We start from the raw sequence: 24,864 nt of genomic DNA, 5'->3' as shown, positions 1-24,864 counted from the left end.
CATGACGCGGTGGGCCGTGCGCACGCCGGGGCGGACCTCTGCGCGGGATAGTGTTGGAGCACCATGAACGATTGGCTGCTCTACCTCATCCTTGCTGCGGCCCTGGCTTTCGCGGTCTCCAGCTGGTGGGGCGTGCGGCGGCTGAAGGCGCTGCATACGCGCAGCGCCGTCCAGGAGGACACGCACCATCCGGGCATGGCGCAGCAGAAGGTGGCCGTGGTCATGAACCCGGTCAAGGCGAAATCGTCGGAAGCCCGTGCACTCATCCAGCGCGCCTGCCTGTCCGCCGGCTGGGAAGCCCCCCTCTTCTTCGATACAACTGCCGAGGACCCCGGGTACGCGCAAGCCGAGGCGGCAGTCGCAAGCGGGGCCGACGTCGTCCTGGTGGGCGGCGGGGACGGCACCGTGCGTGTAGTGGCTGAGAAGCTCGCCCGCACGAACGTGCCCCTGGGCCTGGTTCCGCTGGGCACGGGAAACCTGCTGGCCAGGAACATCCACCTGGACGTCAACGACCTCCACGGCAGCATCCAGACAGCGCTCTTTGGGCACCAGCGGCACATCGACACGGCCCGCATGGGTATCAGGAACTCCCGGACGGGTGCCTCGTCAGAGCACGCATTCCTGGTGATTGCCGGCATGGGCATGGATGCCGAAGTCGTCGGAGACACCAACGACGGGCTGAAAAAGGCGGTGGGCTGGCTCGCCTACACGGAGGCAGGAGTCCGGCATCTGCCGGGGCGGCGCAAGAAGGTGTCCATCGCCCTGGACGACCAGCCGGAACAGTCCCGGAAGATCCGCAGTGTGCTGTTCGCCAACTGCGGCCTCATTCCGGGCGGCATCGACTTCATTCCGCAGGCAATGATCGACGACGGAATGCTGGACGTGGTGGTGATGAGCCCCCGCAGCGCCATCGGGTGGATCGCGATGTACACAAAGGTCATGTTCAAGCACAAGGGGAACCTGCCGGTGATGAGCTATTACCGTTCCGGCAAGATCGTCATCAAGTGCGCCGAGCCGGTGGCCACCCAGGTCGACGGCGACCCGTGCGGCGAGGCGACCGACGTTACGGTTCAGGTGGAGCCGCGGTCCCTGCTGGTCCGGGTTCCGGAACGCAAGGGCGGCGAAACGCCCGCAAGGGAAGCGTCGGCCCCGCATTAGGCATCCGGGAGGGAGGCCACCTGCGGAGACCGGGACCTAGGCGCTGGCCTTCTTCTCTTCGGCCTCCGCTGCGGCCTTTGCCGCGGCACGGGCTTCGGACTGCTCACGGATCATGGCTTGCTCCTCTTCGAAGCGCAGGCGATCCGCCCTGTCTGCGTCGTCTCCGTCCCAGTCCTGGTTATCGGCAGTCGGCTTGGGATTGACTATCATTCCCTGGCCGTCGTTATCGCTGCTGGATCCTGACATGACCCGCTCCTTCCGGTAGAGGCCTTCCCCAATGGATCAGGCAAGCATACGCACTGCGGTGCAGGCGGGGAAGTACCCGGAAGGGCATTTGCCTAAGCTGTGGGCGAACCTTGCGGGGCATGAACAGGCTCGATCGATGCCCCTTTGAGTATCCCCGCCACCCATTCATGTGCAGCCTGGAATGCTTCGTCAGAGGTGTGCTGGGCCACGTCCGGGCTCTGCGCATCCGCCCGCGGGTAGGACCCCAGGAAGCGGGTGGCCGGGCTGATCCGGTGCAACCCCGCCAGGGCATCGGCCACACGCGCGTCCTCCACGTGGCCGTCGGCGTCGATGCTGAAGAAATAGTGGCCAAGGTACTGCCCGGTGGGCCGCGATTCGATGCGGCTTAGGTTCACGCCGCGGGTGGCGAACTGGTCCAGGATCTCCATCAGCGCACCCGGCCGGTCCTCCGGCAGCGGAACCACGACGGTGGTCTTGTCCGCACCGGTGCGGTGGGGCAGCGCCCCGGGCCGGCTGACCAGGACAAACCTCGTGACGGCACCGGGGTTGTCCCCAATGTTCTCCGCCAGCACATGCAGTCCGGGCTGCTCAGTGGCCACAATCGGGGCGCAGATGGCGGCGTCGTAGTGGACGCCGCCCTCGTCCAGCAGCCCCATGGCCCCGGCCGCCGTGGAGGAGGCAGGAATGTATTCCACATCAGGCATGTTCGCTTCCACCCAGAGCCGGCACTGCGCCCAGGCGTGGCCGTGGGTGGAGATCCGGCGAATATCCTCGATTTCCACGCCGGGGCGGGCAACCAGGACAAAGCTGATGGGCACCAGTGCCTCGCGGACGATCCTCAGTTCCGCACCGGACGCGATGGCATCCAGGGTTGCCGTCACGCCGCCCTCCACGGAATTCTCGATGGGCACCATGGCGGCGTCGGCGGAGCCGTCACGGACCTTGTCCAGCGCCGTGTTCACGTTGGAGGAGGGGATGCGGACAGCCTCGCCTGCGCCTGGCACCTGCATCAGCGCAGCCTCCGTGAAGGTTCCCTCCGGACCGAGGAAAGTGTAGGTGACGGGTTGGGCGGGCATGGACTGTCCTTCGTGATCATGTCAAGGCCGCCCCGTGGGCGGCCTATGGGGAAATGCTGGCGCCGCGCGTTCCGGAGCGCGTGCTAGAGGATGACGGGTTTGAGGCCGTTGTCCGACACCAGCGGCAGGCCCGACTCGAGCCATTGGTCCATTCCGCCGGCCACGTTGAAAGCGGAATAGCCTTGCCCAACAAGCCACTTGGCCGCCCGGAAGGAACGGCCGCCGGTGCGGCAGATGACATATACGTCCTCGTCCGGGTCCAGCTCGCCGAGCCGGGCCGGCAGCTGGTCCAATGGAATGTGCAGGGCACCTTCGGCGTGTCCGGCCGACCACTCGTAGTCCTCCCGCACGTCAAGGATTCTGGCGTCGGCGGGAACGTCGGTCACGGTCACGGTTTCGAAGTCGCTCATGGAAGTCCTCTCCGGAGAATGCAGGTCTGCCTCCAGCGTAGCCTCCGCGGGAGGCGGGCACGCCGAATCCGGGGCACGTTACGCTTCAATGGACCGCAAAGGAGAATCGTCGATGGCAGCCCAACAGCCAACCATCCTGGCCACGTCCGGCGGATATAAGGCCGGCCGGCGCTCACGGCTGGAGTTTGACGCCCTGCTGCACCACGCCGTCGAACTTTCCGGCGTCACCGGGCGGGCCCCGCGCGTGACGCACATCGGCACTGCGGCGGGTGACCAGCGCTCTTTCAACGCGGAACTGGACCAGGCCGCCAAAATAGCCGGCTTCGATTTCAGCCACCTCAATCTCTTCACCATGCCCAGCATCGACGACCCGGAAGCGCACCTCCTGGAACAGGACGTGGTGTGGGTCAACGGCGGTTCGGTGGTGAACCTCCTGGCAGTCTGGCGGGCGCACGGTCTCGACGGAATCCTGCGGCGCGTGTGGGAAGCAGGCGTGGTCCTCGCCGGCGTCTCGGCAGGGTCCATCTGCTGGTTCCAGGGCGGCACCACCGATTCGTACGGCCCGCAGCTGCGACCGGTGACCAACGGCCTGGGATTCCTGCCGTATGCCAACGGAGTGCACTACGACTCGGAGGTCCAGCGCCGCCCGCTGGTGCACCGGCTGGTGGCCGACGGCACGCTGGGCGAAACCCACTGCACGGACGACGGCGCGGGGCTGGTCTATTTCGGCACTCACTTGGCGGAGGCGGTCACCGAAGTGCGGGGCAAGGCAGCCTACCGCGTCACCCGCCATATCCAAGGTGGCGGCGCCGCGACCGCCGCCGAAGAGCGGCTGGAGGCCCGTTTCCTTGGCTGACATCCACGAATTATCAGCGGTCGGGCTCCGTGACGCCCTGCACTCGGGCGGGCTCTCCGCCCGGGAGGTAACGGAGCATTTCCTCGCCCGGATCGAAGCCCTGAATCCAGGCCTCGGCGCTTTCATCACCGTGACCGGGGAACAGGCCCTGGCCGATGCCGCGGATGCGGACGCACGCTACGCCCGATCAGCCGGGCAGCTTCCGCTGCTCCACGGCATGCCGGTGGCCTTCAAGGACCTGACGGATGTGGCCGGTGTGGTGACCACCCACGGGAGCGCGGCCCTGGAGCACAAACCTGCGTCCGTGGACGGCGCGTTGGCGGCGGTGTTGAGGGGCGCCGGTGCCATCTCGCTGGGCAAGACCCAGGTTCCGGAGTTCGGACTGACCGCCTACAGCGAAAACCTGATCGCACCGCCGTCGCGCAATCCGCACGCGCTGAGCCGCAGCTCGGGCGGATCCTCGGGCGGAAGCGCCGCCGCGGTGGCCGCCGGCCTGGTTCCGTTCGCTCCGGGGTCCGACGGCGGCGGCTCAGTGAGGATCCCTGCGGCGGCCTGCGGCCTGGTGGGTCTGAAACCGGGGCGCGGGCTCGTCCCGGCCGGTGAAAGCACCGGCGATCCGGCCCGGCTGGTGGTGGCAGGCCCGCTGGCCCGGTCGGCCGGGGATGCCGCCCTGATGCTGGACGCGCTGGTGGCCGAGCCCGAAGCCGACGGATACCTTGCGTCTGTGTCCCGGCCGCCGGGCCCGCTGCGGATTGGCGTGAGCCTGGACAGCCCGTGGCAGGCTATTTTTCCGTTTACGCCCGCTGCGGAATCCATGGATGCGCTCAACGAAGGCGTCCGCTTGCTGGAAGCGGCCGGCCACTCCACCGCCGAAGCGGCCGTCCGGTATGACAACCGCTACCCGGATGCGTTCACCACGGCGTGGACCGCCGGCGTCGGGAGCGCCCGGATTGCGCCGCAACGCGAAGCACTCCTGACCCCGCTGACGCGCACGTTCCGGCGGCGCGCACAGCAGCGGAGCGCGTCAAAACTCAACGAAGCCCTGGGCTTCCTGCGGCAGTTTGAACGGGACACCGTAGCCCAGTACGCGCAGTGGGACCTCATGCTGATGCCGGCACTCGCCCAAACCCCCCGCCCCGTCGGCTGGTTCACGGGGGCCTCACACGGTGACGGTTACTGGCCCGTCTCGGAATGGGCCGGCGACGCGGACGGCGACTACCGGAAGCAATGTGAGTACGCCCCGTGGTCCAGCATGGTCAACGTGTGCGGCCTGCCCGCCATCAGCATTCCCGTGCACTGGACGGGGGGCTTACCCGGCGCCGGACTGCCCATGGGCATCCAGCTGGTGGGGCCGGCGGGATCCGAGAAGGTACTGCTGCAGGTGGCGGCGCAGATCGGGTTCTGACGGCGTGTCCGCCTTGCTTTCCTGCCAGCGGCAATGTGACAATCGCGCGGCCGGGTGCCACCCTTAAGTAAATGAGCACAACTCATTTATCCGACCGCCCCGCTACAACGCAGGGCGATACGTCATTTTTTGGCCACCCAAAGATGCTGGCCAGCCTCTTCTCCGTAGAAATGTGGGAGCGTTTCTCCTTCTACGTGATGCAGGGCATCCTCCTCTATTACATGTACTTCACGGCCGCGCAGGGCGGCCTCGAAATCGAGCAGGGCCTGGCCGCCGGCCTGGTGGGCGCCTACGGCGGCGGAGTCTATCTCTCCACCATTCTGGGCGCGTGGCTGGCCGACCGGCTCTTCGGTTCGGAACGGGTCCTGTTCGGCTCGGCCGTCCTGATCATGGCGGGCCACATCGCCTTGGCGCTTGTCCCGGGCATTCCCGGACTCATCGCCGGCCTGGTGCTGGTGGGCGTCGGCTCGGGCGGCCTCAAGGCAAATGCCACCGCGCTGGTGGGCACCCTGTACGGGGAGAAGGACGAACGCCGCGACGCAGGCTTCTCCATCTTCTACATGGGCATCAACGCCGGCGCGCTGATCGGCCCGCTGGTTACCGGCTGGCTGCAGGAAAGCCGGGGGTTCCACTGGGGCTTCGGCGCCGCCGCCGTCGGAATGGCCCTTGGCCTGGGCATCTACGCGATGGGACGCGGGAAGCTCCCCGAAGCGGCGCACCACGTGCCCAACCCGCTCCCTGCGGCCCAACGCACCAGATACGGGCTGATCTTCCTGGGCATCGCCGCCGTGGTGGCGGTTCTCCTGGCCACCGGCGCCGTGAACGCCGAGAACCTGGCCATGTCCATGGCGTACGCGGCCATCGGCGCTTCCGTGCTCTACTTCGGCCTGATCTTCTCCAGCAGGAAGGTGACGGGCGTCGAGCGCAAGCGCGTGGTGGCCTTCATCCCGCTGTACATCGCCTCCGCGGCGTTCTGGGCACTGTTCCAGCAGCAGTTCACGTTCATTGCCGTGTACTCAGAGGAGAAGCTGGACCGGAACCTCTTCGGCTGGGAGATGCCTGCCGCCTGGGTGCAGTCGATCAACCCGGTGTTCATCATCATCTTTGCCGGCGTCATGGCGGCCCTGTGGACCCGGATGGGCAACAAGCAACCCGGCTCGGCCCTGAAGTTCTCCATCGGCCTGTTCGTGATGGGCCTGGCCTTCCTGGCCTTCATTCCGCTGGCCGGCAGCGGCAAGACGCCCCTCCTGGCACTGGTGGGCATCCTGTTCCTGTTCACCCTGGCGGAGCTTTTCCTCTCCCCCATCGGGCTGTCCGTCACCACCAAACTGGCACCCCAGGCCTTCCATACGCAGATGGTGGCCCTGTTCTTCCTGTCCGTTTCGCTCGGCACCACCCTGGCCGGCATACTGTCCGGGCTGTATAACCCGGACGACGAACTGCCGTACTTTACCGGTATCGGCGGCACGGCCATGGTGCTGGCCGTCGGCCTCGCTGCCGCCTCGCCGGCCATCAAGAAGCTGATGGCCGGCGTACGCTGACCCGATGCCGGGGTGCGGGACTGGTCGGACTGAACCCGCCTAGTACCCGTACCCGGCGTTGGCCGCCGCGAAGATCGCCGCCACGGCAAATGTCAGTACAATCGCCGTCAGCGCCAGGCCGATGTAGCCGAGGACCAGGCCTCCTATGGCGAGTCCGCGGCCGGCAGGCTCGCGGAGCAAGGCCAGATGCCCCAGGATCACTGCGGCAAGCTGCGGCAGGATGAAAAGACCCAGTCCGAGGAACACCGCGATGCCGCAACACAGGCTGGCGATGCTCAGGCCCTTGGGCTCGGGTGGCATCCCGTAATAGGACGGCTGCCCATAGGCGGTGCCATACGGCCCGGGCTGCTGGCCGTATTCCGGTTGGCCATACCCCGGCTGGCCGTACGGCCCGGGCTGCTGGCCAAATCCGGGCTGCTCACCATAAGGGGCACCAGGCGGCACGGGCTGTGATCCCTGAGGTGGAATATACGACGGCGGCTGGTAGCCCTGGGGCGTCCCCTCGTCGCCGGGGGCAGGCTGGTTCGTCATTGGGAAATCCCTTTTTTGGTGGCTATAACCAGCCTACCAACGCGTCGCCCGGGCGGGCGCTGCCGTGATACACCCGTGATATGCCGGCCAGCCGGACTACCGGCTCCAGAGCGGCGCCGAGAGCGAGAACGCCACGATCCCCAGGACCAGCAGGCTCCACAAAAAGGCTGCCAGCTTGCCCGCGGAGGCTTGGTTTCCGAGTTGCGGGGGACTCGCCGCGGACCGGTATCCGACGCGCGCCGGCACCGGCGATGGATAAGCCCCGCGCTGGTACGGACGAGGTGCGGGATGGCGGGCCGCGTTCCCGCGGACGTCCGGCACTGCAGGCGCCTGGGGCTGCGTGAGTTGCTGTCCCAGGTGCGAATACAGGCCAACCACCGTCTGCGGATCAAGCACCGCCGGGAGCGCCGCAATCCGTGCCACCACGCGGTTGATGCCCAGCACTTCGATTCCGGATTCTGTTACCTCTGCAAAGTCGGGGTGGCCGGTGAGGCAAATGATGGAGCGGACCAGGCGCCGGTGCGGCGCGCCGAGCAGTGCGGCCACGGCTGCCGCCTGCCCCAGGGCGCCCTCCACTGCCGGGTTCCGCGAGTAGCCGTTCTGCCTCAGGATGCCGTCCCTGACCTCAACGGTGCCAGACCAGTTCTTGGCATCCACCACCACAACGCCGCCCGGCCCCACCAGGACGTGGTCGAGGTTGGCCAGCGGCCGGCCGGGCCAGTGAACGTCGTGCAGCATGAACCAGCCGTCCGGGGTCAGCCGGCCCAGCCGGCCGGCAGTGCGGCGCTCCCCCTCCGCCCCGGCGCCCCACGTTTCGGCCGCGCGTTCGGCATGGTCCAATTGGCGTTTGAGCCGTGCAATCCGTTCCGCGGCCAACCGTGACTGTTCTGACGCTCCCTCGCCTGCTGCCATGGAATGTCCTCCCCTTGGATTCGCCGCAACGCTGACGGCGGCGGAGGGCCCGCCGTCGTGATTTGTTTAGAAAATTAGCAGCCGCGGGATGGCCGGTATATAGGTAGTTTTGGCGCGGCCACTCGCTTTTTCACAGCCAATTACTGCCCCCAAATAAATGCAAAGAGGAATGAATTGGTAAATGCCGGATGAAATTCGGCGTCATAGGGCCCGGATTCCGGACAAAGCGTGTTGCGTCCCGCCGTCGTCTGGCATGCTGGTGCCATGGCTAGCCGCGCGGGCACAGTTGCCCAACCCCAAGACCTTGTTGACCTCACTGCGCTCCTGGATGCGTACTACGATGTTTCCCCCGATCTGAGCGATCCGGGCCAGCGCGTTGCGTTCGGCACCTCCGGCCACCGGGGATCCAGCTTGAAGGCTTCGTTCAACGAGCCCCACATCGTGGCCATTACCCAGGCGATCGTGGAATACCGCGCCGGCCAGGGCATCACCGGACCGCTGTACATGGCAAAGGACACCCACGCCCTCAGCGAACCGGCACAGAACTCCGCACTCGAGGTGCTGGCAGCAAACGGCGTGAACGTGCTGATCGACGCCCGTCACGGCTACACGCCCACGCCGTCGCTGAGCCACGCCATCCTCACCCACAACCGGAACGCCCCTGCCGGCGCACCCCAGGCTGACGGTATCGTGGTCACTCCCAGCCACAACCCGCCCGGAGACGGCGGCTTCAAGTACAACCCGCCGCACGGCGGACCCGCTGACACGGACGCCACCGGCTGGATTGCCAACCGGGCCAACGAACTCCTTGAAAACGGACTCCGGGGCGTCAAGCGCATCCCGGTAGCCGATGCGCTGGCGGCTGAGACCACCGGCAAGTTCGACTTCCTCAGCAGCTATGTGGACGATCTCCCGTCCGTCCTGGACCTCAACGCCATCCGCGAGGCCGGCGTCCGGATCGGCGCCGACCCCATGGGCGGCGCCTCGGTGGACTACTGGGGCGAGATCGGCGAGCGCCACCACCTGAACCTCACCGTGGTGAACCCCACGGTTGACCCGCAGTGGGCCTTCATGACCCTGGACTGGGACGAAAAGATCCGGATGGATTGCTCCTCCCCGTCGGCAATGGCCTCACTGATCAACCGCATGTCCAGCGGCGCAAATTTTGACGTCGCCACCGGCAACGACGCCGACGCTGACCGCCACGGGATTGTCACACCGGACGGCGGCCTGATGAACCCGAACCACTACCTCGCCGTCGCCATCGACTACCTTTACCGCCACCGCACCGGCTGGAACCCGCAGTCCGTGATCGGCAAGACCCTGGTCTCGTCGTCCATCATCGACCGTGTGGCCGAAAGCCTTGGCCGCAAGCTCGTCGAGGTGCCGGTGGGTTTCAAGTGGTTTGTTCCCGGGCTGTTGTCCGGCGAGGGCGCGTTCGGCGGCGAAGAATCCGCTGGCGCTTCCTTCAACAAGATGGACGGCAGTGTGTGGACCACCGACAAGGACGGCATCCTGCTGGCGCTGCTGGCTTCGGAAATCACCGCGGTCACCGGCAAGTCACCCTCGCAGCTCTACAAGGGACTCACTGACCAGTTCGGCGATCCCGTCTATGCCCGGATCGACGCCGCAGCAACGCGCGAACAGAAAGCGGCGCTCGGCAAGCTTTCCCCGTCCGACGTCACCGCCACCGAGCTCGCCGGTGAAACGATCACGGCCAAGCTCACCGAGGCTCCCGGCAACGGCGCGTCCATCGGCGGCCTGAAGGTGGTCACGGAAAACGCCTGGTTCGCCGCCCGCCCGTCCGGCACCGAGGACGTCTACAAGATCTACGCAGAGTCGTTCAAGGGCGCCGATCACCTCAAGCAGGTCCAGGCTGAGGCCAAGGCCCTGGTTGACGGGGTTATTTCGTAAGTTCCCACAGATGGAGGATGCGCCGGACGGAATGGTTTCCGTCCGGCGCCATGTCCACCAGGGCGACGCGGTCCAGTACGACGACGTCGCCCGGTCGAGGGCGCTTGTCCCCGTGATGGGACACATGGGGACGGTAGTTTTCCAGGATGTGGTGCGGCGTGGGCACACGGCCCGGCAGCCCCATAACGGTTCCCACGAGTGACTCGTGAAGGTCCTGCAAGGGCCGGCTGGGCTCGACGAGGCTGACCGGGACGGACTCCTGCCGGCCGAAGCCGGCATCCTCGCCAATGGTGAGCCGCGAACCGAGGGCAGCCCGTACGGGCTCGTCGATAAGGCCGGCAATCCGGTCGTCGAGGCCGGCGACCTGCCCGCCGCCGCCGGTACCGGCGTCGCCGGCCTGCATCTCGACGTCGAACCTCACCAGGGTGATATGCAGGGGCCAGTCGTCGCGGGGAAAGACGAGCCCGTCAGAGACGGGCTCGGTGAAGGCCACCAGAATCAGGTTGCGCATAGGGCCAGTTTGCCACGGCGCCGTTCAGCCTGCGCCGTCCCCGCGGGAGCGCGGGCACAGTAGCCAGAGTGGCGATTTTGACTAAAATGGGAACTGGCCCCGGATACATGCCGTGCACTCAACCGCAGAAATGTTGTCCAGAGTGCCTCCGGCGTGTCCCCCATCGTGCCCGGGGCCTCTTAGCGCGGCGGGCCGCTTGCTGAGCCGTTGCGGGACCGCCCGGGACGGGTGCGGACTTAGACGGTGCGGACCACATCTTCGTAGGCGAACTTCGGCTTTGCTGCGCCCCAGGCGTCGGGACCGGGCTGGCCGATGTTGACCACCAGGAAGCTCTTCTGGTCCCCGGCGGGGAAGAACGCCGCGTCAATGGCGGAGAAGTCGGCGCCTGTCATGGGGCCGGCCGCGAAACCGAGCGAGCGGACGGCCAGGATGAAGTAGCCGGCCTGCAGGTGGGCGTTGTTGTTGCCCGTGATCGCCGCAAGTTCCGGTGCGGCGTCGTACATGGCCTTGGGCGCGTTGTAGCCGGGAAGGAAGTTGTCCCACTGGTCCTGCCAGGCGGTGTCGTAGCTGAGTACGGCCACAAGCGGGGCGGACGCCGTCTTGGCGCGATTACCTGAAGAGAGGGCCGCCACCAGCTGTGCGCGGGCCTCGTCGGAGCGAACATACGTGACGCGCAGCGGCTGGGAGTTAAACGCGGTGGGGCCAAACTTGGTCAGCTCGTAGATGGCGCGGGCCTGCTCGTCCGTGACCTCTCCGGTGAAGGTGTTGGCCGTACGGGCTTCGGCGAAGATCGCGTCCACTGCGGCTGCGTCGATCACTGCTTCTTCATGGGCAATTGTCATCTGCCTACCTTTCGCTGGGCCTGCGCACCCGGAGGCGGCCGGCGGTTCTGCTCTCCATAGTTGCAACTTCAAGCGAATCTTTCCTCTTCCCGCAACCGCGCGTGACGTTCCACACAGCGGCGAACTGCACGGCCCGCGCGGTAATGTTGCTCCGGAAGATTCCTTCCCCGCTCCCGACACCCATTTTCTTTGAAAGGCTCCCGGCCATGAGCATGCTTGGTACCAAATGGAAGCTTCACGGCAACGGAAAGTCGGTCCGGCCCGGTGAGGTGGTGGCACCCGGTGAACGGCTCACCTGGCCCCTCACCATCGGGGTGGGAATGCAGCACGTGGTGGCCATGTTCGGTGCCACGTTCCTGGTGCCCATCATTACCGGCATGCCGCCGGCCACCACACTGTTCTTCTCCGGCATTGGAACTTTGCTCTTCCTGGTGATTACGCAGGGCAAGGTGCCCAGCTACCTCGGTTCGAGCTTTGCCTTCATTGCCCCGATCATGGCCTCCCAGCAGCAGTTCGGGATTCCCGGCGCACTGGGCGGCGTGGTTCTCGCGGGCGCCGGGCTGGCCGTCATCGGCGCCGTGGTCCAAAAATTCGGGGCCGGCTGGATCAACCGCCTGATGCCCCCCATCGTCACCGGTGCCATTGTGGCCCTAATCGGGCTGAACCTGGCGCCGGCCGCGAAAAACAACTTCGACGCCGCCCCCGTCACCGCGGCGATCACCCTCGCCACCATCATCCTGGTCAGCGTGCTGTTCAAGGGCATCCTGGGCCGGCTCAGCATCCTGGTGGGCGTGGTGGTGGGCTACTTGGTGGCCATGATCCGCGGCGAGGTGGACTACGCCAAAATGGACGCTGCCGCGTGGGTGGGGCTGCCGCATTTCCAGACTCCCGAATTCCACCTTGGCGTGGTGGGCCTCTTCGTTCCCGTGGTGCTGGTGCTGGTTGCCGAAAACATCGGCCACGTGAAGTCCGTGTCCGCCATGACCGGCCAGAACCTCGACGGCGTGTCCGGCCGCGCCCTGATGGCGGATGGTGCCGCCACGGTGCTGGCCGGCTTCGGCGGCGGTTCCGGAACCACCACCTATGCCGAAAACATCGGTGTCATGGCCGCCACAAAAGTGTATTCGACGGCGGCTTACTGGGTGGCCGGCATCTTCGCGATCGTCCTGAGCTTCTCCCCCAAATTCGGCGAACTGATCGCCACGGTTCCCCCGGGGGTGCTGGGCGGGGCCGCCACCATGCTCTACGGCATGATCGGCATCCTGGGCGTCAAGATCTGGGTCCAGAACAAGGTCAACTTCTCCAACCCGGTCAACCTGACCACCGCAGCGGTGGCCCTGATTATCGGCATCGCCAACTACACCTGGACCATCGGCGAACTGACGTTCACCGGCATCGCGCTGGGCTCAGCTGCCGCGCTGGTGATCTACCACGGCATGAAGGCGATCGCGAAGGCCCGCGGCAGCGTCGCGGAACCGGAAACCGAACAGGCGGGGCTGCCCCCGGCAGTCAAGGCCGCAATCAACGCCGCGGCCAAGCGGACGCCGAAAAAGCGCCCTTAAAAACGCGGGCGGGCGGCCGCAGTGCAGCCGCCCGCCCGGGCTGTTAAGCCGACGCCGAATTATCCGGCGTCGAAACTGTCGTCGCCGCGGTCCTTGGGCGCCTTGCTGTCCGGCAGGTCGGTGCCGCTGCCGTCCGGAATCCCGGCCGCGTCCGGGTTAGGTTCCGAGGAGAACGGCCGTCCGGCGTCGGGATCCTCCGTATTGGACTCATCCATCTCCGCATCCGCGGACGGCACTGCGACGTCGCCTTCGGCTGACTGCCCTGTGTTCTCCGGCTCGGTGTTCTCCGGCTCAAAGCCGGGGTCTGCGCTTTCGTTTTCTGCGTTCATCTGGTCCTCCGTTCCTCCGAAGCGTCCTGCTCCGGGTTCTCCTGCACTGTCCTGGTCCTCGGCGCCGAACTGGCTGAGGTCAGGCACCCCGGCGGGGTAGGTTTCGCCGTCGGGGCTGTCCTGGCTCAGGCCGGCCGCGTCGAAGGCCTCTTCCTCACGCGGCTGGGCGAATTTCTTCGTGTCCGCGCCGCCCATTTCCTGCTCGACTGTGGGCGTTCCGTAGCCGCCTTCTTCCTCGATGGGCGTGCCTTGGTTCTCCTGCGTCATGTCGTTCCTCCTGGGTAGTCGGGCGTGAATGGAAAGTCTGTGGCAAGCGCTAGAGGCCCTTACCGCCTGTCACCGGAAGAACTGCCCCGGAGATGTAGGAGCCGTGGTCGGAAGCAAGCAGGACGTAGGCTGCAGCGAGCTCCGCGGGCTGTCCCGCCCGCCCGAGGGGAGTGTCCTGGCCGAACTTCGGCAGCTTTTCCGGCCATTCAGTGGCGGGAATCAGCGGCGTCCAGATGGGTCCGGGTGCAACGGCGTTGACCCGGATGCCCTTGGGGCCAAGCTCCTGGGCCAGCGCCTTGGTGAAGGCGACCTGGGCGCCCTTCGTCATGGCGTAGTCGATGAGCCCCGGCGACGGGTTGAAAGCCTGGATGGAGGCGGTGGTGATGATGGATGCGCCCGCCTTGAGGTGGGGCACTGCCGCCCTGGCCGTCCAGAGCAGGGAATACAGGTTCGTCTTGAAGACGCGGTCGAATTCCTCAGTGGGAAGCGTCTCAAAGCTGTCGCGGTTCTTTTGGTAGGCCGCGTTCAGCACCACCACGTCCAGCCTGCCGAACTCCGCCAGGGTATCCGCCACGATCCGGGTGCTGAACTCTTCGCTGCGGCCGTCGCCCGGCAGCAACAGGGCCCGTTGCCCGGCCTTGCGGATCCACGCCGCCGTGTCCTGGGCGTCGGCTTCCTCTTCCGGGAGATAGGAAATCGCGACGTCGGCCCCCTCGCGGGCGAACGCAATGGCCACGGCCCTGCCGATCCCGGAATCCCCGCCGGTGATGAGCGCCGCCTTACCGGTGAGCGCGCTGCTTCCCTCGTAGCTTTCCTCGCCGTGGTCCGGCTGCGGCTCCATGGGAGCCGTAAGCCCGGGCTGCTCCTGGACCTGCTCCGGGAACGGCCCCTCGTGGTAGCCCGTCCTGGGGTCCCGCGGCTGGTGGTCCTTCTTGTTGTCCGTCATAGTCCACCTCGCTAGCGTCTCGGTTTTGTGCTGGGTCCGGTCCGTGACCGGCCCTTCGAAACTATCCCAGCAGACAGGGCAAGTCCATCGTTTTGGACAAATTAGTCAGCAAACTTAGTATTGCCCTGCAAACGGAGTATTGCTTGACGAAGGCTTCAAGCCTAGGTTGAGAGTTAGTTGCGCGCGGCGGCGTGCCAGGCCCGGAGGTGAGCCCATGTCAGAAGGCGACGCGGTGGTTGGCGACGGCAGGAACGAATCCGTCAATCAGCAGATGGACCGCAACTGGGGAGAGCTGATCCAGGAGCTCCGGGTACTGCAGACGGGAGTGCAGATCCTCGCGGGTTTCCTCCTGACCATTCCTTTCCAGGAGCGGTTCAAGACACTGGACGACTACCAGGTGGGGCTCTATCTGGCCAACGTGATCCTTGCCGCACTGACCACCGCCGTCATTCTCCTTCCGGTCAGCGTGCACCGCAGGCTCTTCCGTAAGCAGCTCAAGAAGACGCTCGTCTCGAGTGCGGACCGGATAGCAAAAGTGGCGCTTACCGGCGTCGCACTCCTCAGCGCGGGAACAGCGTCACTCGTGTTCGATGTGACCGCCGGGCGGGATGCCGGACTCCTCGCAGGCGGAGGACTCCTCACCGCCATGGTCCTGCTGCTTGTCCTCGTGCCGAACTGGCTCCTCAAACGGGCATCGAAGGTTTAACCACAGTGCCAGGGCGGGACCTGCGCCAGAATCCAATCAAACCCTCCGGGAGGCGCCATGAAGAAGTGGGTTAAGGAACACGGGCTGATGCTTGCCAACATTGGACTGTTCGCACTGTTCTTCAGCGGCATGATAGTCAGCGGCGCAAGCGACTACAGCGAAGACCAGCTCGCGCACGGACAGCCGGCAGTAGGAATTGCCGGCTACCTTGCCACCGGCGCATTCCTGGAAGCGACCTTCGAGAACTGGGAATCGGAATTCCTGCAGATGGGCATGTATGTCATCCTGACGGTCTTCCTCTTCCAGAAGGGCTCCTCGGAATCCAAACCGATGGACCGCACAGCGCCGCAGGACCAAGACCCTCGGAACGCAACGGTGAAGGCCTCCACTCCGTGGCCTGTGCGCCGTGGAGGGGTGGTGCTCAAGTTGTACGAACACTCACTGTCGATCATGTTCCTGCTGCTGTTCCTCGCATCCTTCACCCTCCATGCCGTCGGCGGCAGTGAGGAATACAGCCAGGAGCAGCAAAGCCACGGACAGCCTGGCGTGACGCTCCTTGGCTACCTCGCCACGAGCCGGTTCTGGTTTGAGTCATTCCAGAACTGGCAGAGCGAATTCCTGGCCGTAGCCGTCCTGGTCGGGGCTTCTGTCTACCTGCGCGAACGGGGCTCCCCCGAGTCCAAACCTGTGGCGGAACCGCACTACGAGACCGGCGCCTAGCTGCAATCCTGGGGTGCCGCGTCAGGCCCCTTCGAGGACCTGGCTTGTGGCCCAGGTGAGGTACTTCGCGGCGTTGGCGATGGCGTCTTCCGGGCTGGTTGCGACGTCCAGCAACTGAGCCGCGGCCACCACGCCGTGCTCGGCAAGGTCCTCCGGGGTGACCAGGATGCGACCGGCCACCACTATGACCGGGATGCCCCGCTCGCGTGCTGCGTCCGCCAGGGCAATCGGGGCCTTGCCGGTCAACGACTGCGAGTCCATTGACCCTTCACCGGTGATCACCAGGTCAGCCTCAGCCAGCTGGCCGGCAAGGCCGGTCAGGCCCGCCACCAGGGCGAAGCCGCCTTCGAGGGTGGCGCCGCTGAAGGCAAGGAACGACGCCGGGAACCCCCCGGCCGCGCCGGCTCCGGGAACGTTGACGTCGCGTCCCGTGGCCTGCCGCAGAACGGAACCCCAGTTGCGGAGCCCGGCGTCCAGCAGCTCCACGGCGTCCGCGTCGGCCCCTTTCTGCGGGCCGAAGACGTGGGCCGCTCCATCGCTTCCGAACAGCGGGTTCTGGACATCCACTGCGATCCGGAACTTCACGGACCCCAGCCGGGGGTCCAGGCCCGACACATCCACGTCCACAACGTCCACGAGGGAACCGCCGCCCAGGGGAACCACGTTTCCGGCCGCGTCCAGCGGCTTCAGGCCCAGGGCGCGCAAAGCGCCGCTGCCGCCGTCGGTCATGGCAGAGCCGCCCACCCCCAGCACGATTTCCGAGGCTCCGGTGTCCAGTGCGGCAGCGATCAGCTGGCCACAGCCGTAGCTGTGGGCGCGCAGCGCATTCGCGGGCGTAGGTTCCATGTGCGCGAGCCCCGATGCCTGGGCGGTCTCAATCACTGCGGTTGCACCGCCGAACGCATCCTTGCGGAGGGCCCAGGCGGCACCGATGGGCGCCAGAATGGGACCGACGACGGCGTTCAGCCGTTCCTCGTAGCCGGCGGCGACGGCAGCTTCCAGGGTGCCCTCCCCGCCGTCGGCCACGGGGAATTGCGTGGCGACCGCATCCGGATAGACGCGCAGCGCCCCCTCGGCGATGGCGCTGGCCGCCTCGGCAGCGGTAAGTGACCCTTTGAACTTGTCCGGAGCAATGAGAATGCGCATGTGTCTATCCTGCCAGCATCTCCCGGAAAGCGCTTGCCTGACCTGTAACGTAGCAGACGCTACGAGGCGGCCGGACGGGCAGGACTACTGACGGTTCACGGTCTGTTCCGGGGCACCGGAGCCGGGGAGGCCGGTAAAGCCGGTGATCGCGTCGGCCACCTGGGCCGTGCCGGTGTGCTGGACTACGTGACCGCAGCCGGGGACCTCCACCAGCGTCCCCGCCGGTGCGCGCCGCGCAAGGATGCGGCACCACTCCCCTGTTGCGATGGGGTCGGAAGCGCCGCGAAGGATCATCACAGGCGTGGTTAGCCCGCGGATCCGCTCCTCGGTCCGGTAGTTCATCATGACCCGCAGCTCCTTGAGGTACCAGAGTGGCCCGCAACGCAGGTAGTCACTGAACACCAAGGCGTTCGAACCGGGGGTTTCATGGAGGAGCGCGTCCTTGGTCAGCGCCAGGATCTGGCGGGGCAGCGTGCGGCGCCGGACATCCACCACGGGTCCCATCAGCACCACGTGCGGCACCTGTTCCGGCCGCTGCAGGGCGGCTTCCAGGACGAACTGAGCCCCCATGGAGTGGCCCACCAGGACCCGCGGCCCCACCCCGGCCTGATCCAGGACGTCATGGATAAAGGCTGCCTGGTCCGCCACCATGAGCTGGCGGTCCGGGCGCGGAGTGGAGCCGAAGCCCGGAAGGTCGATCGAGATAGTGTCCGCCACCCCGGCCAGGACGTGGTGCAGCCGGACAAGGTAGCGGTGGGAGACGCCGATCCCGTGGATGAGGACAAAGGTCGGGGCGTCCGCGCGGGGCCGGACGTCCGATGTGGCACGCGAAGCGTACATCCGACCGCGGAGGCCCCCGGCTTCGACGTCTGTGGTTACGGCACCCTTCATCCGTCGACAATAGCCCTCCGCGGCCAGGATCCAGCTATTCCTCGTGCCCCTGGTCGCCGCTCATGGAGTCTTCCGCTGGTGGCGTTTCGCCGGGCGGAACACCGCCGCCGGGCTCCAGTCCGGTGATGTTGCCTTCCAGCGGGTCGGGGTTCGCGGTGGCCGCCGGGTCCTTGGATGCCCGGTCTTTTGCTTCCGTTTTGTCAGTTTCCGGCCGCCCGGAGGCCGCTTCGGCGCTGCCGGGCCGGTCCGGATTCGAGGGGTCGTTCTCCGGGTGGTAGGTGCTCATGTTTGGTCCGTTCTTCGGGGTCCGCCTCGTGGGATAGCGGAGACGTGCAGGCTGATGGGTGGCCAGCCTAGCCTTCCCTGATTACCGCGACAAGGACTCACAGGCAGTAGTAACGTGGGCTTTCCTGAGCTATACGCAGCCAATGAGGGCGCACGCGGCCCGGGAAACGGGCCCGGACCAAGGGGGTAGCAATGCCGCAATCCTATGACCGCAATTCTTCCGGAAGAGGTCCCACGGGAACTGGACTGACCGAGCTTGTGCTGGTGCGTCACGGCGAGAGCGCGGGGAACGTGGCCGCGACGATGGCCAGACAGGCCGGAGCCCACGTCATCGACGTTCCGGCCCGGGACGCCGACGTGGAACTTTCCGCCACCGGACGCGATCAGGCCCTCGCCCTGGGCAGGCTGTTCGCTGATTTTCCGGAGGATCAGCGGCCCGCGGGAGTGTGGTCTTCGCCCTACGTCCGCGCCCGGCAGACGGCCGAGCTCGCCGTGAAAACCGGCGGCTGGCCCGCAGGTATCCTCATTGACGAACGGCTCCGCGACAGGGAACTGGGCATCCTGGACATGCTGACCTCCGCGGGCGTGGAGGCCCGGCTGCCGGAGGAGGCGGCGCGGCGGCGCTGGCTGGGGAAGTTCTACTACCGGCCACCCGGCGGCGAGTCCTGGGCAGACGTCGTGCTTCGGCTCCGCTCCCTCCTGGCCGATCTTGAACGGCAACCCGGCGGCGGCCGGATCATGCTCGTGTGCCATGACGCCCTGATCCTGCTGTTCCGCTACATCCTGGAAGGGCTCACCGAACCGGAACTCCTCGATATTGCCGCGACGTCCACCATCCTCAACGCTTCCCTCACGCGGTTCGTCCGCCCTGAGGGAGGCGGGCCCTGGATCCTGGAGAGCTTCAACATGGCCGACCACCTGGTCAGCGAAGGCGTGCCGGTGACCGAACATGCGGGAGATGCCAATGTCCACCCCGCATAGCAAAACGGCGGCACAGCCGGTCACGCCCACCCTGCTGCGCGACTGGCCGCTTCCGGGAGGCGGATCGGGCAAGGACGACCGCGGATCCGTGCTGGTCATCGGCGGAGCCCGAAAGACCCCCGGCGCGGCGCTTCTGGCGGGCACGGCGGCCCTGCGCGCCGGCGCGGGCCGGCTGACCCTGGCAGTCGCCGGTTCCACCGCGGTGCAGGTTGCGGTGGCCCTCCCGGAAGCGGGGGTGGTGGGCCTCGCTGAAACGCACGACGGCGCCGTCGAAGGTTCCGGGGTATCGGTCCTGGCCGAAGAACTGGACAAAGCCGCGGCCGTCCTGGTGGGACCGGGCCTGGACGACATGGACGAAGCGGAGTCCCTCCTGAGGGAGCTGCTGAAACTGGATTCCGGGAACGCCGGCGGCGACGGACGAAACCCCGGCGGCTCCGCCAGCAGGCCGGCGCTGGTACTCGACGCCTACGCTTTGGGCTGCCTTCCGGGGCTCCTCGGCGAACTCGGACCATGGGCAGGGCGGCTCATCCTGACCCCGAACGTCACCGAATCCGGAGTCCTGCTGGGACGGGAGGTCGAGGACCTGCACCGGGACGTTGCGGAAATTGCCCGGCGTTACGGTGCCGTGGTGAGTTGCCAGGGTGTCATCGCCGACCCCGGTCCGGGCGGGAAGGAGGGCGGAAGCCCGGGGAACGCCCCCGGAACCGGCAATATCCAGCTGTGGGAAATCACCACCGGCTACGGCGGCCTGGGCACCTCCGGCAGCGGGGACATCCTGGCCGGTGCCATCGCAGGCCTGCGCGCCCGGGGAACATCGGATGCACAGGCGACGTGCTGGGGCACCCACCTCCATGCCGCCGCCGGCGACAGGCTGGCGAGCCGGTTCGGCAGCCTCGGGTACCTGGCCCGTGAACTGGCTGATGAACTGCCCGCCCTGATGATGGAACTTGGCACCTAAAGGCTTCCCAACCGGCCAGGACCGCCGTTGAGGACCTGGCGGGCACAGCGCCCAGAACCGACGACGGGCATACGCCGGATCCCGACGACAACCGGGATTGAGCGACTCTTCCCGGCGCAGCGCCCCCGGCCCCGGGGGCCTGCCCGAACCGGAACCGGGCGACCTGCGCGCGGATCCGTCCGAGGCGGACGGCGACCCCTTAACCAGCATGGGCCGCGGCTAGCATCGGGCCGCACGGGGTGCGGAAGCGGCTCCTAGTTCCTTGCCTCCAGCACCGCAAAGTATCCGGGGATGAGGTCGGACCGCGCGGGGTTGGACAAGGGCATCGTCTCGATCGTCGTGGGCCCCTCCTCGATTAGCTCCCAGCGACTGGCCGGGAATGCCAGGCTCCGCTCCTTGGGGCCGAAGCGTCCCGGCATCGGCAGCCCGCGAATGGCGCCTTCAAGCGGCGCGGGAATGGACCGGAGCGTTGCGCCGAGGTGCGTCACGTAGTCCACGGCGTTTCCCCGGAAGTTGGTTTCGGCCAGGAAGACGCGGCCGTTCGCCCGCGTAATGGCGCGGGCATTTTCAGCCAAGGCATGCCGGTCACGTTCGCCCAGGACGTGCAGCACGCCGCGGATGAATACATTCGCTCCACCTCCTGCCTTGCCTCCCGTGTCCAGTACGGCAAGCTCCTCCAGCAGTCCGCTGCCCGCACCGGATGCCGTCATATCAGCGACGGCGTAGGAAATGTTGGCCAGACCGGCAGTCTCGGCGCGGGCACGCCGGACTGCGTGCGCAGAAACGTCGACCCCCACCGCATGCGGGAAATGCCCGGCCAGCTGCCTGGTGAAGCTGCCGTTGCCGCACCCGATGTCCACAATCGGCAGCCCGGGGTCCAGGTGCAGCCTGAGCCTGTCCACGTAGCCCTGCATCTCGTGGTCGCTTCCGGAGTCCCACAGCACGTCGCCGGAGGCTCCCGTGGTTTTCACATTGGACCAGAACCGGTCCCAGGCAATGTGATGGTCCCGCGGCGCGCCCGCGGACAACCGCACTAACTTGGGGACCAGCAGATACTTTTTCAGGGCGGCGAGCATTGTCCAAATATAAGGGCACCGGTGGTGACGCCCGGAAAATTAGGCGCCACGGGTCATGTGAGAGCAAGCCACGTCAGTGCGTCCCGCTCAGATGTGAAGAACTTGGTGGGGCACGGCACCGCGTTGATCCCCAGGAAGAAGTTTGCCAGGACCCGGTCAACCGGCGAGGACCCCAACAGGGCTATCCGGGAGGCCTGGCACGGGCGGCCGAACACTGCGCGGGCGCCGCGGGACACGTCTGCGGTGGTGGCCATGTCCACCAGCATGGGGTGCCGGTCATCGCCGCATAACTGGTTCACCCTGAGCATGGCGCGCTCCGCATCCGCGGCCGTTATCGCGGCCCCCCGCGGCCACGTCAGCCGAAGGATTCCGTCGCCTCCCAGCGTCAATCCCGCTTCCGTGCCCACCTCGCTGTCTCCGGACATATCCGCGCTTCCTCCCGCCAGGGTTTGGCCTGCACGGAATGCGTGCGACCCATGTCACCCTACAATGTACTCAACCGGGGACCGAAGGGGGCAGTGTGGTAATTCAGACGGCGGAGAATTCACTCGTACCACGCACGGCCATCGTGGCGGATCCGGACAGCGGACGCCTGTCCGCCACGGCCGGGGTCCTGGTAGCCGCGGGGTTCGAGGTCTCCACGGCCTCAAGCCACGAAATTTTGACCGGGCTCCTGGAGCAGCACAAGCCCAGCATCATCGTCGCGGACCATTCTTTTGGGGGCCCGCCGGTGGATGCACCACTGCTTCTCCTCGTCGATCTGGCCGACGAATCCGCGGCGGAAAGCCTCCGGACGCTCGGCATGGCGGACTACATCGCGAAGCCTGCCGCGCCGGACGAGCTGGTCCACAGGGCGGACGTCCTGATCAGCCGCGCCGCACAACGCTCCGACGCCCGGCAAAGCGCCGAACGGCTGCGTGAAAAGCTCCGCCTGGTCTCCTCCAACATCCGTGCCACGCACGATCCCCGCCTGATTTCGGATTGCCTGGTGACGGGATTCGGGGAGACGTTCGGTGCCGACCGCGTACTGTTCACCACGTTCGACGACGACCGCGTGCCCCGGATTTCCGCCGAGTGGCACCGTCCCGGCCTCCCCCCGGTCCCGGACGGACTGGGGCTCCAAGAGTCCTCCGCGCACCGCGTAGCGGACCGGCTGTGGTCGGAGGCCGAAGTTCTTGCGGTGGAGGACCACCACGTCCACGAATGGTCCCCTGAGGACCAGGAACTGGCGGCCTGGTCAGAAGATATGGGCCCGTGGGCGTCCGCATTCGTTCCCGTGGGCGAGGGAAAGTCATCGCTGGGCGTCATATGGATTGCGCAGCTGGACGAGCCGCGGGTCTGGACACGCACCGAAATCTCCCTGATCCAGCACGTTGCCGGCAACGTGGCGTACGGGCTCATCCAAAGCCATCTGATGAGCGCCCAGCAACAGGTGGTCAAGCAACTGCGGCAGCTTGACCAGGCGAAGACCGACTTCCTGGCCACCGTCAACCATGAGCTCCGGACCCCGCTGACGTCCATCTCCGCCTACCTGGACATGATCCAGGACGGTGTGGGGGGGCCCGTGCCCCCCGAAGTGAGCCGGATGCTGGACATCATTGTCCGTAACTCAGAGCGGCTCCGCCGGCTGATCGAGGATATGCTCACCGTTTCCCGCCAGGACTACGACGGCGCCAACCTGCACCTGGGTCCGGTCCAGCTGGGGCACACCCTGCAGATCGTGACGGTGGCGCTGCGTCCGCTGGCGGAACTGGGTGACGTTTCCATCTCACTGGAGCTCTGCGACGGCGACCCCGCGATTATCGCCGATGAAGTCCAGCTGGAGCAGGTGTTTACCAACCTTGTTTCAAATGCCATCAAATTCACGCCACACGGAGGCAGGATTGTTGTCAGCTGCCGTTTTCAGGCAATGACGGACGGGGAGCCGGGGGTAAATGTTCATGTCCGCGACACGGGGGTCGGAATCCCGGAGGAAGAAATCCCGCATCTTTTTACCCGGTTTTTCCGTGCCTCCAATGCCACTTCCACTGCCGTGCCGGGCAGCGGCCTGGGGCTTGCCATTGCGCACGACATCGTGAAGTCGCACAGGGGGTATTTGGCGGTCAGCTCCGAGCTCGGCGCAGGCACCACCATCACTGTTCAGCTGCCCGTTTCCGGCCCGTAACCTGTGGCCGGACCTTAAACGAAACTGCCCCCGGATATAGAATCCGGGGGCAGTCTTCTCGCCGAACTAGTTAGGCCACCAACCGATGGAGGACTGCGTAGTCGTCGTCTTACTTGAGCTGCTGACAGTTGTGTCCGACTTAGGAGCGGCGTTGGCGGGTGCTGCAAATCCAGCGACAGCCAGAACGCCGGTGAGCAAGAATGTTGCGGCAATCTTCTTCATCCGTTGGTCCTTTCAATCAATTAGGTTCGATCATGCATTACGAGCGTCATTATACGGCCGGATCATCAACGTAAAAGCCATGTAATACGAAAGTAATTCCCAGGACCCGACTCCAGCGGGGGCAGCGAGGGTGGATAATTGGCAAATGCCGTCTCCCCGGAATTTGACTCCCTACGTAGTGGCCGAGCTGCAGGCCCGTGAAAGCGCCAGAAATCGCGATTATGCCGCAGCAAAAGCGCAAGCCGCCGCAGCCGCCGCCCTGGCTTTGGAGTCCGGGGATTACTCCGGCTGGTGGAACATGATCTACCTGAAAGCCGAATGCCTCCGTGACGAGGGTTCGATCTCCGAGTGCTTGGAAATTGCCAGGTCCCTTGCCGAATCTCCGCTTTCGGCGGATCACGCCCTGCTGGCCGCCCGGGCGTACACGCTGCTGGCTGTGGCACAGCAAGGGCTTGGCCGGCTTCCCGATGCCGTGTCGTCGGCTGCTGCAGCTGCCAACCTGGTGGCTGGCGACGCCGAGTACGTTTATCTCCATGTGGAAGCACAGCGTGCCCTTATCGCAGCCCTCGCCGAGAGCCGCCGACTGGACGAAGCGTGGGAACAGTGCCTCCTGCTGGAAGGCCTGCTCACGGAGCTTGTGGATGAGGACACCGCCGGCAAGGCCTATTGGGTGATCGGAAACGTCGCGTTCCTTACCGGCAGGGTGACAGACGGAGGCCGCTACCACGATATGGCTGCGGAGAGCCTCTCACCGTCAAAGGACGTGGACCTCTGGGCCAGGTTCAACCGCGCTTCTGCGGTGATGCGCCTGGAGGCTGAGCTCACCGAACCTGCAACGCTTCGCTGCATTGAACGGGCAGAACTCGCCACTGAAGTGGTGGGCGGCAGCGACCGCGACCTTCTCGAGATGTCCTTCGCCCGTGCGCACTGGAATTTCCTGACCGGCGACATGGCCACCGCCATCAACATGCTCAGGCCGCTTTGCACCGAAGCCGGGATTTTAGCCACCCAAACGGCCGGAGAAGCCTCTTTCCTGCTGGGAAAATCCCTCCTTGCCAACGGTGAGCGCGACGAAGCGCTGCAGCGGCTGGCGGATGCTGCCGAGCTGTTCGACAATGCCGCCGCCTCGGAACGCAGCGCCCAGGTGCGCGCGTTTGCGGCCGATGTACGCTAACGCTCTCCGGACGCGGATGGACGGTGTATTTTAGT

General features: G+C 66.3%; 26 protein-coding genes. 12 read left to right on the top strand and 14 right to left on the bottom strand.

The annotated features are described in order from the left end of the window. The first annotated feature begins 63 nt into the window (after positions 1-63). Entirely contained in the window at positions 64-1,158 is a 1,095-nt protein-coding gene (locus JOE41_RS11910; RefSeq protein WP_209752457.1) for a diacylglycerol kinase family protein, read from the top strand. Between the two features lie 36 nt (positions 1,159-1,194). Here JOE41_RS11910 and JOE41_RS11905 read toward each other — a convergent pair whose 3' ends face one another. The 3 genes from JOE41_RS11905 to JOE41_RS11895 all read right to left on the bottom strand — a co-directional run bounded on the left by JOE41_RS11905 (position 1,195) and on the right by JOE41_RS11895 (position 2,890). Further along, positions 1,195-1,404 (bottom strand): hypothetical protein, encoded by a 210-nt coding sequence (locus JOE41_RS11905; RefSeq protein ID WP_043429215.1) that lies wholly within the window; start codon positions 1,402-1,404, stop codon positions 1,195-1,197. A gap of 92 nt (positions 1,405-1,496) precedes the next feature. Continuing rightward, a complete protein-coding gene (gene pheA / locus JOE41_RS11900; protein WP_209752456.1) occupies positions 1,497-2,480 on the bottom strand; it encodes a prephenate dehydratase in 984 nt (327 codons plus the stop codon). 83 nt (positions 2,481-2,563) lie between these two features. Beyond that, on the bottom strand, positions 2,564-2,890 hold the full coding sequence (locus JOE41_RS11895) for a rhodanese-like domain-containing protein (RefSeq protein ID WP_011690008.1): 327 nt from the start codon (positions 2,888-2,890) through the stop codon (positions 2,564-2,566). Positions 2,891-3,002: 112 nt separating this feature from the next. Between JOE41_RS11895 and JOE41_RS11890 the strand changes: the two genes are divergently transcribed. The 3 genes from JOE41_RS11890 (at position 3,003) to JOE41_RS11880 (ending at position 6,692) form a co-directional block, all read left to right on the top strand. Next, the gene (locus JOE41_RS11890; protein WP_209752455.1) at positions 3,003-3,746 is read left to right on the top strand and encodes a peptidase E; all 744 of its coding nucleotides are present in this window, start codon (positions 3,003-3,005) and stop codon (positions 3,744-3,746) included. Further along, a complete protein-coding gene (locus JOE41_RS11885) occupies positions 3,739-5,151 on the top strand; it encodes an amidase (protein ID WP_209752454.1) in 1,413 nt (470 codons plus the stop codon). The genes JOE41_RS11890 and JOE41_RS11885 overlap by 8 nt, the downstream gene beginning before the upstream one ends. 71 nt (positions 5,152-5,222) lie before the next feature. Further along, positions 5,223-6,692 carry a peptide MFS transporter gene (locus tag JOE41_RS11880; protein ID WP_209752453.1) on the top strand — a complete coding sequence of 490 codons (1,470 nt, stop codon included), beginning with the start codon at positions 5,223-5,225 and terminating at the stop codon, positions 6,690-6,692. Positions 6,693-6,731: 39 nt separating this feature from the next. Here the strand turns inward: JOE41_RS11880 and JOE41_RS11875 are convergent, their stop codons facing one another. Together JOE41_RS11875 and JOE41_RS11870 are read right to left on the bottom strand one after the other, a co-directional pair. Then, positions 6,732-7,223: a DUF4190 domain-containing protein gene (locus JOE41_RS11875; protein WP_011690004.1), complete on the bottom strand. Its 492-nt coding sequence runs from the start codon at positions 7,221-7,223 to the stop codon at positions 6,732-6,734. 96 nt (positions 7,224-7,319) lie between these two features. Continuing rightward, complete coding sequence (locus JOE41_RS11870) at positions 7,320-8,135, bottom strand: nuclease-related domain-containing protein (RefSeq protein WP_011690003.1); 816 nt, start codon at positions 8,133-8,135, stop codon at positions 7,320-7,322. A 264-nt stretch (positions 8,136-8,399) separates the two neighbouring features. Between JOE41_RS11870 and pgm the strand changes: the two genes are divergently transcribed. Continuing rightward, on the top strand, positions 8,400-10,049 hold the full coding sequence (pgm, locus tag JOE41_RS11865) for a phosphoglucomutase (alpha-D-glucose-1,6-bisphosphate-dependent) (protein WP_011690002.1): 1,650 nt from the start codon (positions 8,400-8,402) through the stop codon (positions 10,047-10,049). Here the strand turns inward: pgm and JOE41_RS11860 are convergent. Both JOE41_RS11860 and JOE41_RS11855 read right to left on the bottom strand, forming a co-directional pair. Then, positions 10,039-10,560, bottom strand: a complete 522-nt coding sequence (locus tag JOE41_RS11860; RefSeq protein WP_209752452.1) for a 2'-5' RNA ligase family protein — start codon at positions 10,558-10,560, stop codon at positions 10,039-10,041. The genes pgm and JOE41_RS11860 overlap by 11 nt on opposite strands. Before the next feature lie 236 nt (positions 10,561-10,796). Beyond that, on the bottom strand, positions 10,797-11,402 hold the full coding sequence (locus JOE41_RS11855) for a malonic semialdehyde reductase (protein WP_011690000.1): 606 nt from the start codon (positions 11,400-11,402) through the stop codon (positions 10,797-10,799). Positions 11,403-11,608: 206 nt separating this feature from the next. Here JOE41_RS11855 and JOE41_RS11850 point away from each other — a divergent pair, with 206 nt between their 5' ends. Next, on the top strand, positions 11,609-12,964 hold the full coding sequence (locus JOE41_RS11850; RefSeq protein ID WP_209752451.1) for a uracil-xanthine permease family protein: 1,356 nt from the start codon (positions 11,609-11,611) through the stop codon (positions 12,962-12,964). 59 nt (positions 12,965-13,023) lie between these two features. Here JOE41_RS11850 and JOE41_RS11845 read toward each other — a convergent pair whose 3' ends face one another. Further along, on the bottom strand, positions 13,024-13,560 hold the full coding sequence (locus JOE41_RS11845; protein ID WP_011689998.1) for a hypothetical protein: 537 nt from the start codon (positions 13,558-13,560) through the stop codon (positions 13,024-13,026). Between the two features lie 49 nt (positions 13,561-13,609). Beyond that, positions 13,610-14,506, bottom strand: coding sequence for an SDR family oxidoreductase (locus JOE41_RS11840; RefSeq protein WP_011689997.1), 897 nt, complete (start codon positions 14,504-14,506; stop codon positions 13,610-13,612). Positions 14,507-14,720: 214 nt separating this feature from the next. Here JOE41_RS11840 and JOE41_RS11835 point away from each other — a divergent pair, with 214 nt between their 5' ends. Both JOE41_RS11835 and JOE41_RS11830 read left to right on the top strand, forming a co-directional pair. Further along, positions 14,721-15,212, top strand: coding sequence for a DUF6328 family protein (locus tag JOE41_RS11835; protein WP_209752450.1), 492 nt, complete (start codon positions 14,721-14,723; stop codon positions 15,210-15,212). Between the two features lie 57 nt (positions 15,213-15,269). After that, a complete protein-coding gene (locus JOE41_RS11830) occupies positions 15,270-15,932 on the top strand; it encodes a DUF6766 family protein (RefSeq protein WP_011689995.1) in 663 nt (220 codons plus the stop codon). 21 nt (positions 15,933-15,953) lie between these two features. Here the strand turns inward: JOE41_RS11830 and JOE41_RS11825 are convergent, their stop codons facing one another. The 3 genes from JOE41_RS11825 to JOE41_RS11815 form a co-directional block, all read right to left on the bottom strand. Next, positions 15,954-17,078 (bottom strand): glycerate kinase, encoded by a 1,125-nt coding sequence (locus JOE41_RS11825; RefSeq protein WP_209752449.1) that lies wholly within the window; start codon positions 17,076-17,078, stop codon positions 15,954-15,956. Between the two features lie 84 nt (positions 17,079-17,162). After that, entirely contained in the window at positions 17,163-17,969 is an 807-nt protein-coding gene (locus JOE41_RS11820; protein WP_209752448.1) for an alpha/beta fold hydrolase, read from the bottom strand. A gap of 34 nt (positions 17,970-18,003) precedes the next feature. Beyond that, complete coding sequence (locus JOE41_RS11815) at positions 18,004-18,255, bottom strand: DUF6480 family protein (protein ID WP_011689992.1); 252 nt, start codon at positions 18,253-18,255, stop codon at positions 18,004-18,006. A 191-nt stretch (positions 18,256-18,446) separates the two neighbouring features. On the opposite strand from JOE41_RS11815, the gene JOE41_RS11810 reads away from it, so the two are divergent. Together JOE41_RS11810 and JOE41_RS11805 are read left to right on the top strand one after the other, a co-directional pair. Further along, on the top strand, positions 18,447-19,235 hold the full coding sequence (locus JOE41_RS11810; protein ID WP_209752447.1) for a histidine phosphatase family protein: 789 nt from the start codon (positions 18,447-18,449) through the stop codon (positions 19,233-19,235). Beyond that, positions 19,219-20,193, top strand: coding sequence for an NAD(P)H-hydrate dehydratase (locus tag JOE41_RS11805; protein ID WP_209752446.1), 975 nt, complete (start codon positions 19,219-19,221; stop codon positions 20,191-20,193). Before JOE41_RS11810 ends, JOE41_RS11805 begins: the two co-directional genes overlap by 17 nt. 254 nt (positions 20,194-20,447) lie before the next feature. Here JOE41_RS11805 and JOE41_RS11800 read toward each other — a convergent pair whose 3' ends face one another. Together JOE41_RS11800 and JOE41_RS11795 are read right to left on the bottom strand one after the other, a co-directional pair. Continuing rightward, entirely contained in the window at positions 20,448-21,269 is an 822-nt protein-coding gene (locus tag JOE41_RS11800; RefSeq protein WP_209752445.1) for a class I SAM-dependent methyltransferase, read from the bottom strand. Positions 21,270-21,322: 53 nt separating this feature from the next. After that, complete coding sequence (locus tag JOE41_RS11795; RefSeq protein WP_011689988.1) at positions 21,323-21,694, bottom strand: STAS/SEC14 domain-containing protein; 372 nt, start codon at positions 21,692-21,694, stop codon at positions 21,323-21,325. 38 nt (positions 21,695-21,732) lie between these two features. Here JOE41_RS11795 and JOE41_RS11790 point away from each other — a divergent pair, with 38 nt between their 5' ends. Both JOE41_RS11790 and JOE41_RS11785 read left to right on the top strand, forming a co-directional pair. Next, a complete protein-coding gene (locus JOE41_RS11790; RefSeq protein ID WP_209752444.1) occupies positions 21,733-23,433 on the top strand; it encodes an ATP-binding protein in 1,701 nt (566 codons plus the stop codon). Between the two features lie 367 nt (positions 23,434-23,800). Then, complete coding sequence (locus JOE41_RS11785) at positions 23,801-24,829, top strand: hypothetical protein (RefSeq protein WP_011689986.1); 1,029 nt, start codon at positions 23,801-23,803, stop codon at positions 24,827-24,829. Positions 24,830-24,864: the final 35 nt, after the last annotated feature.

It is taken from the genome of Arthrobacter sp. PvP103 (assembly GCF_017833075.1).
Lineage (GTDB): Bacteria > Actinomycetota > Actinomycetes > Actinomycetales > Micrococcaceae > Arthrobacter.
The sequence above is the reverse complement of the archived record's forward strand: the minus strand, read 5'-3'. Positions and strand labels throughout refer to the sequence as shown.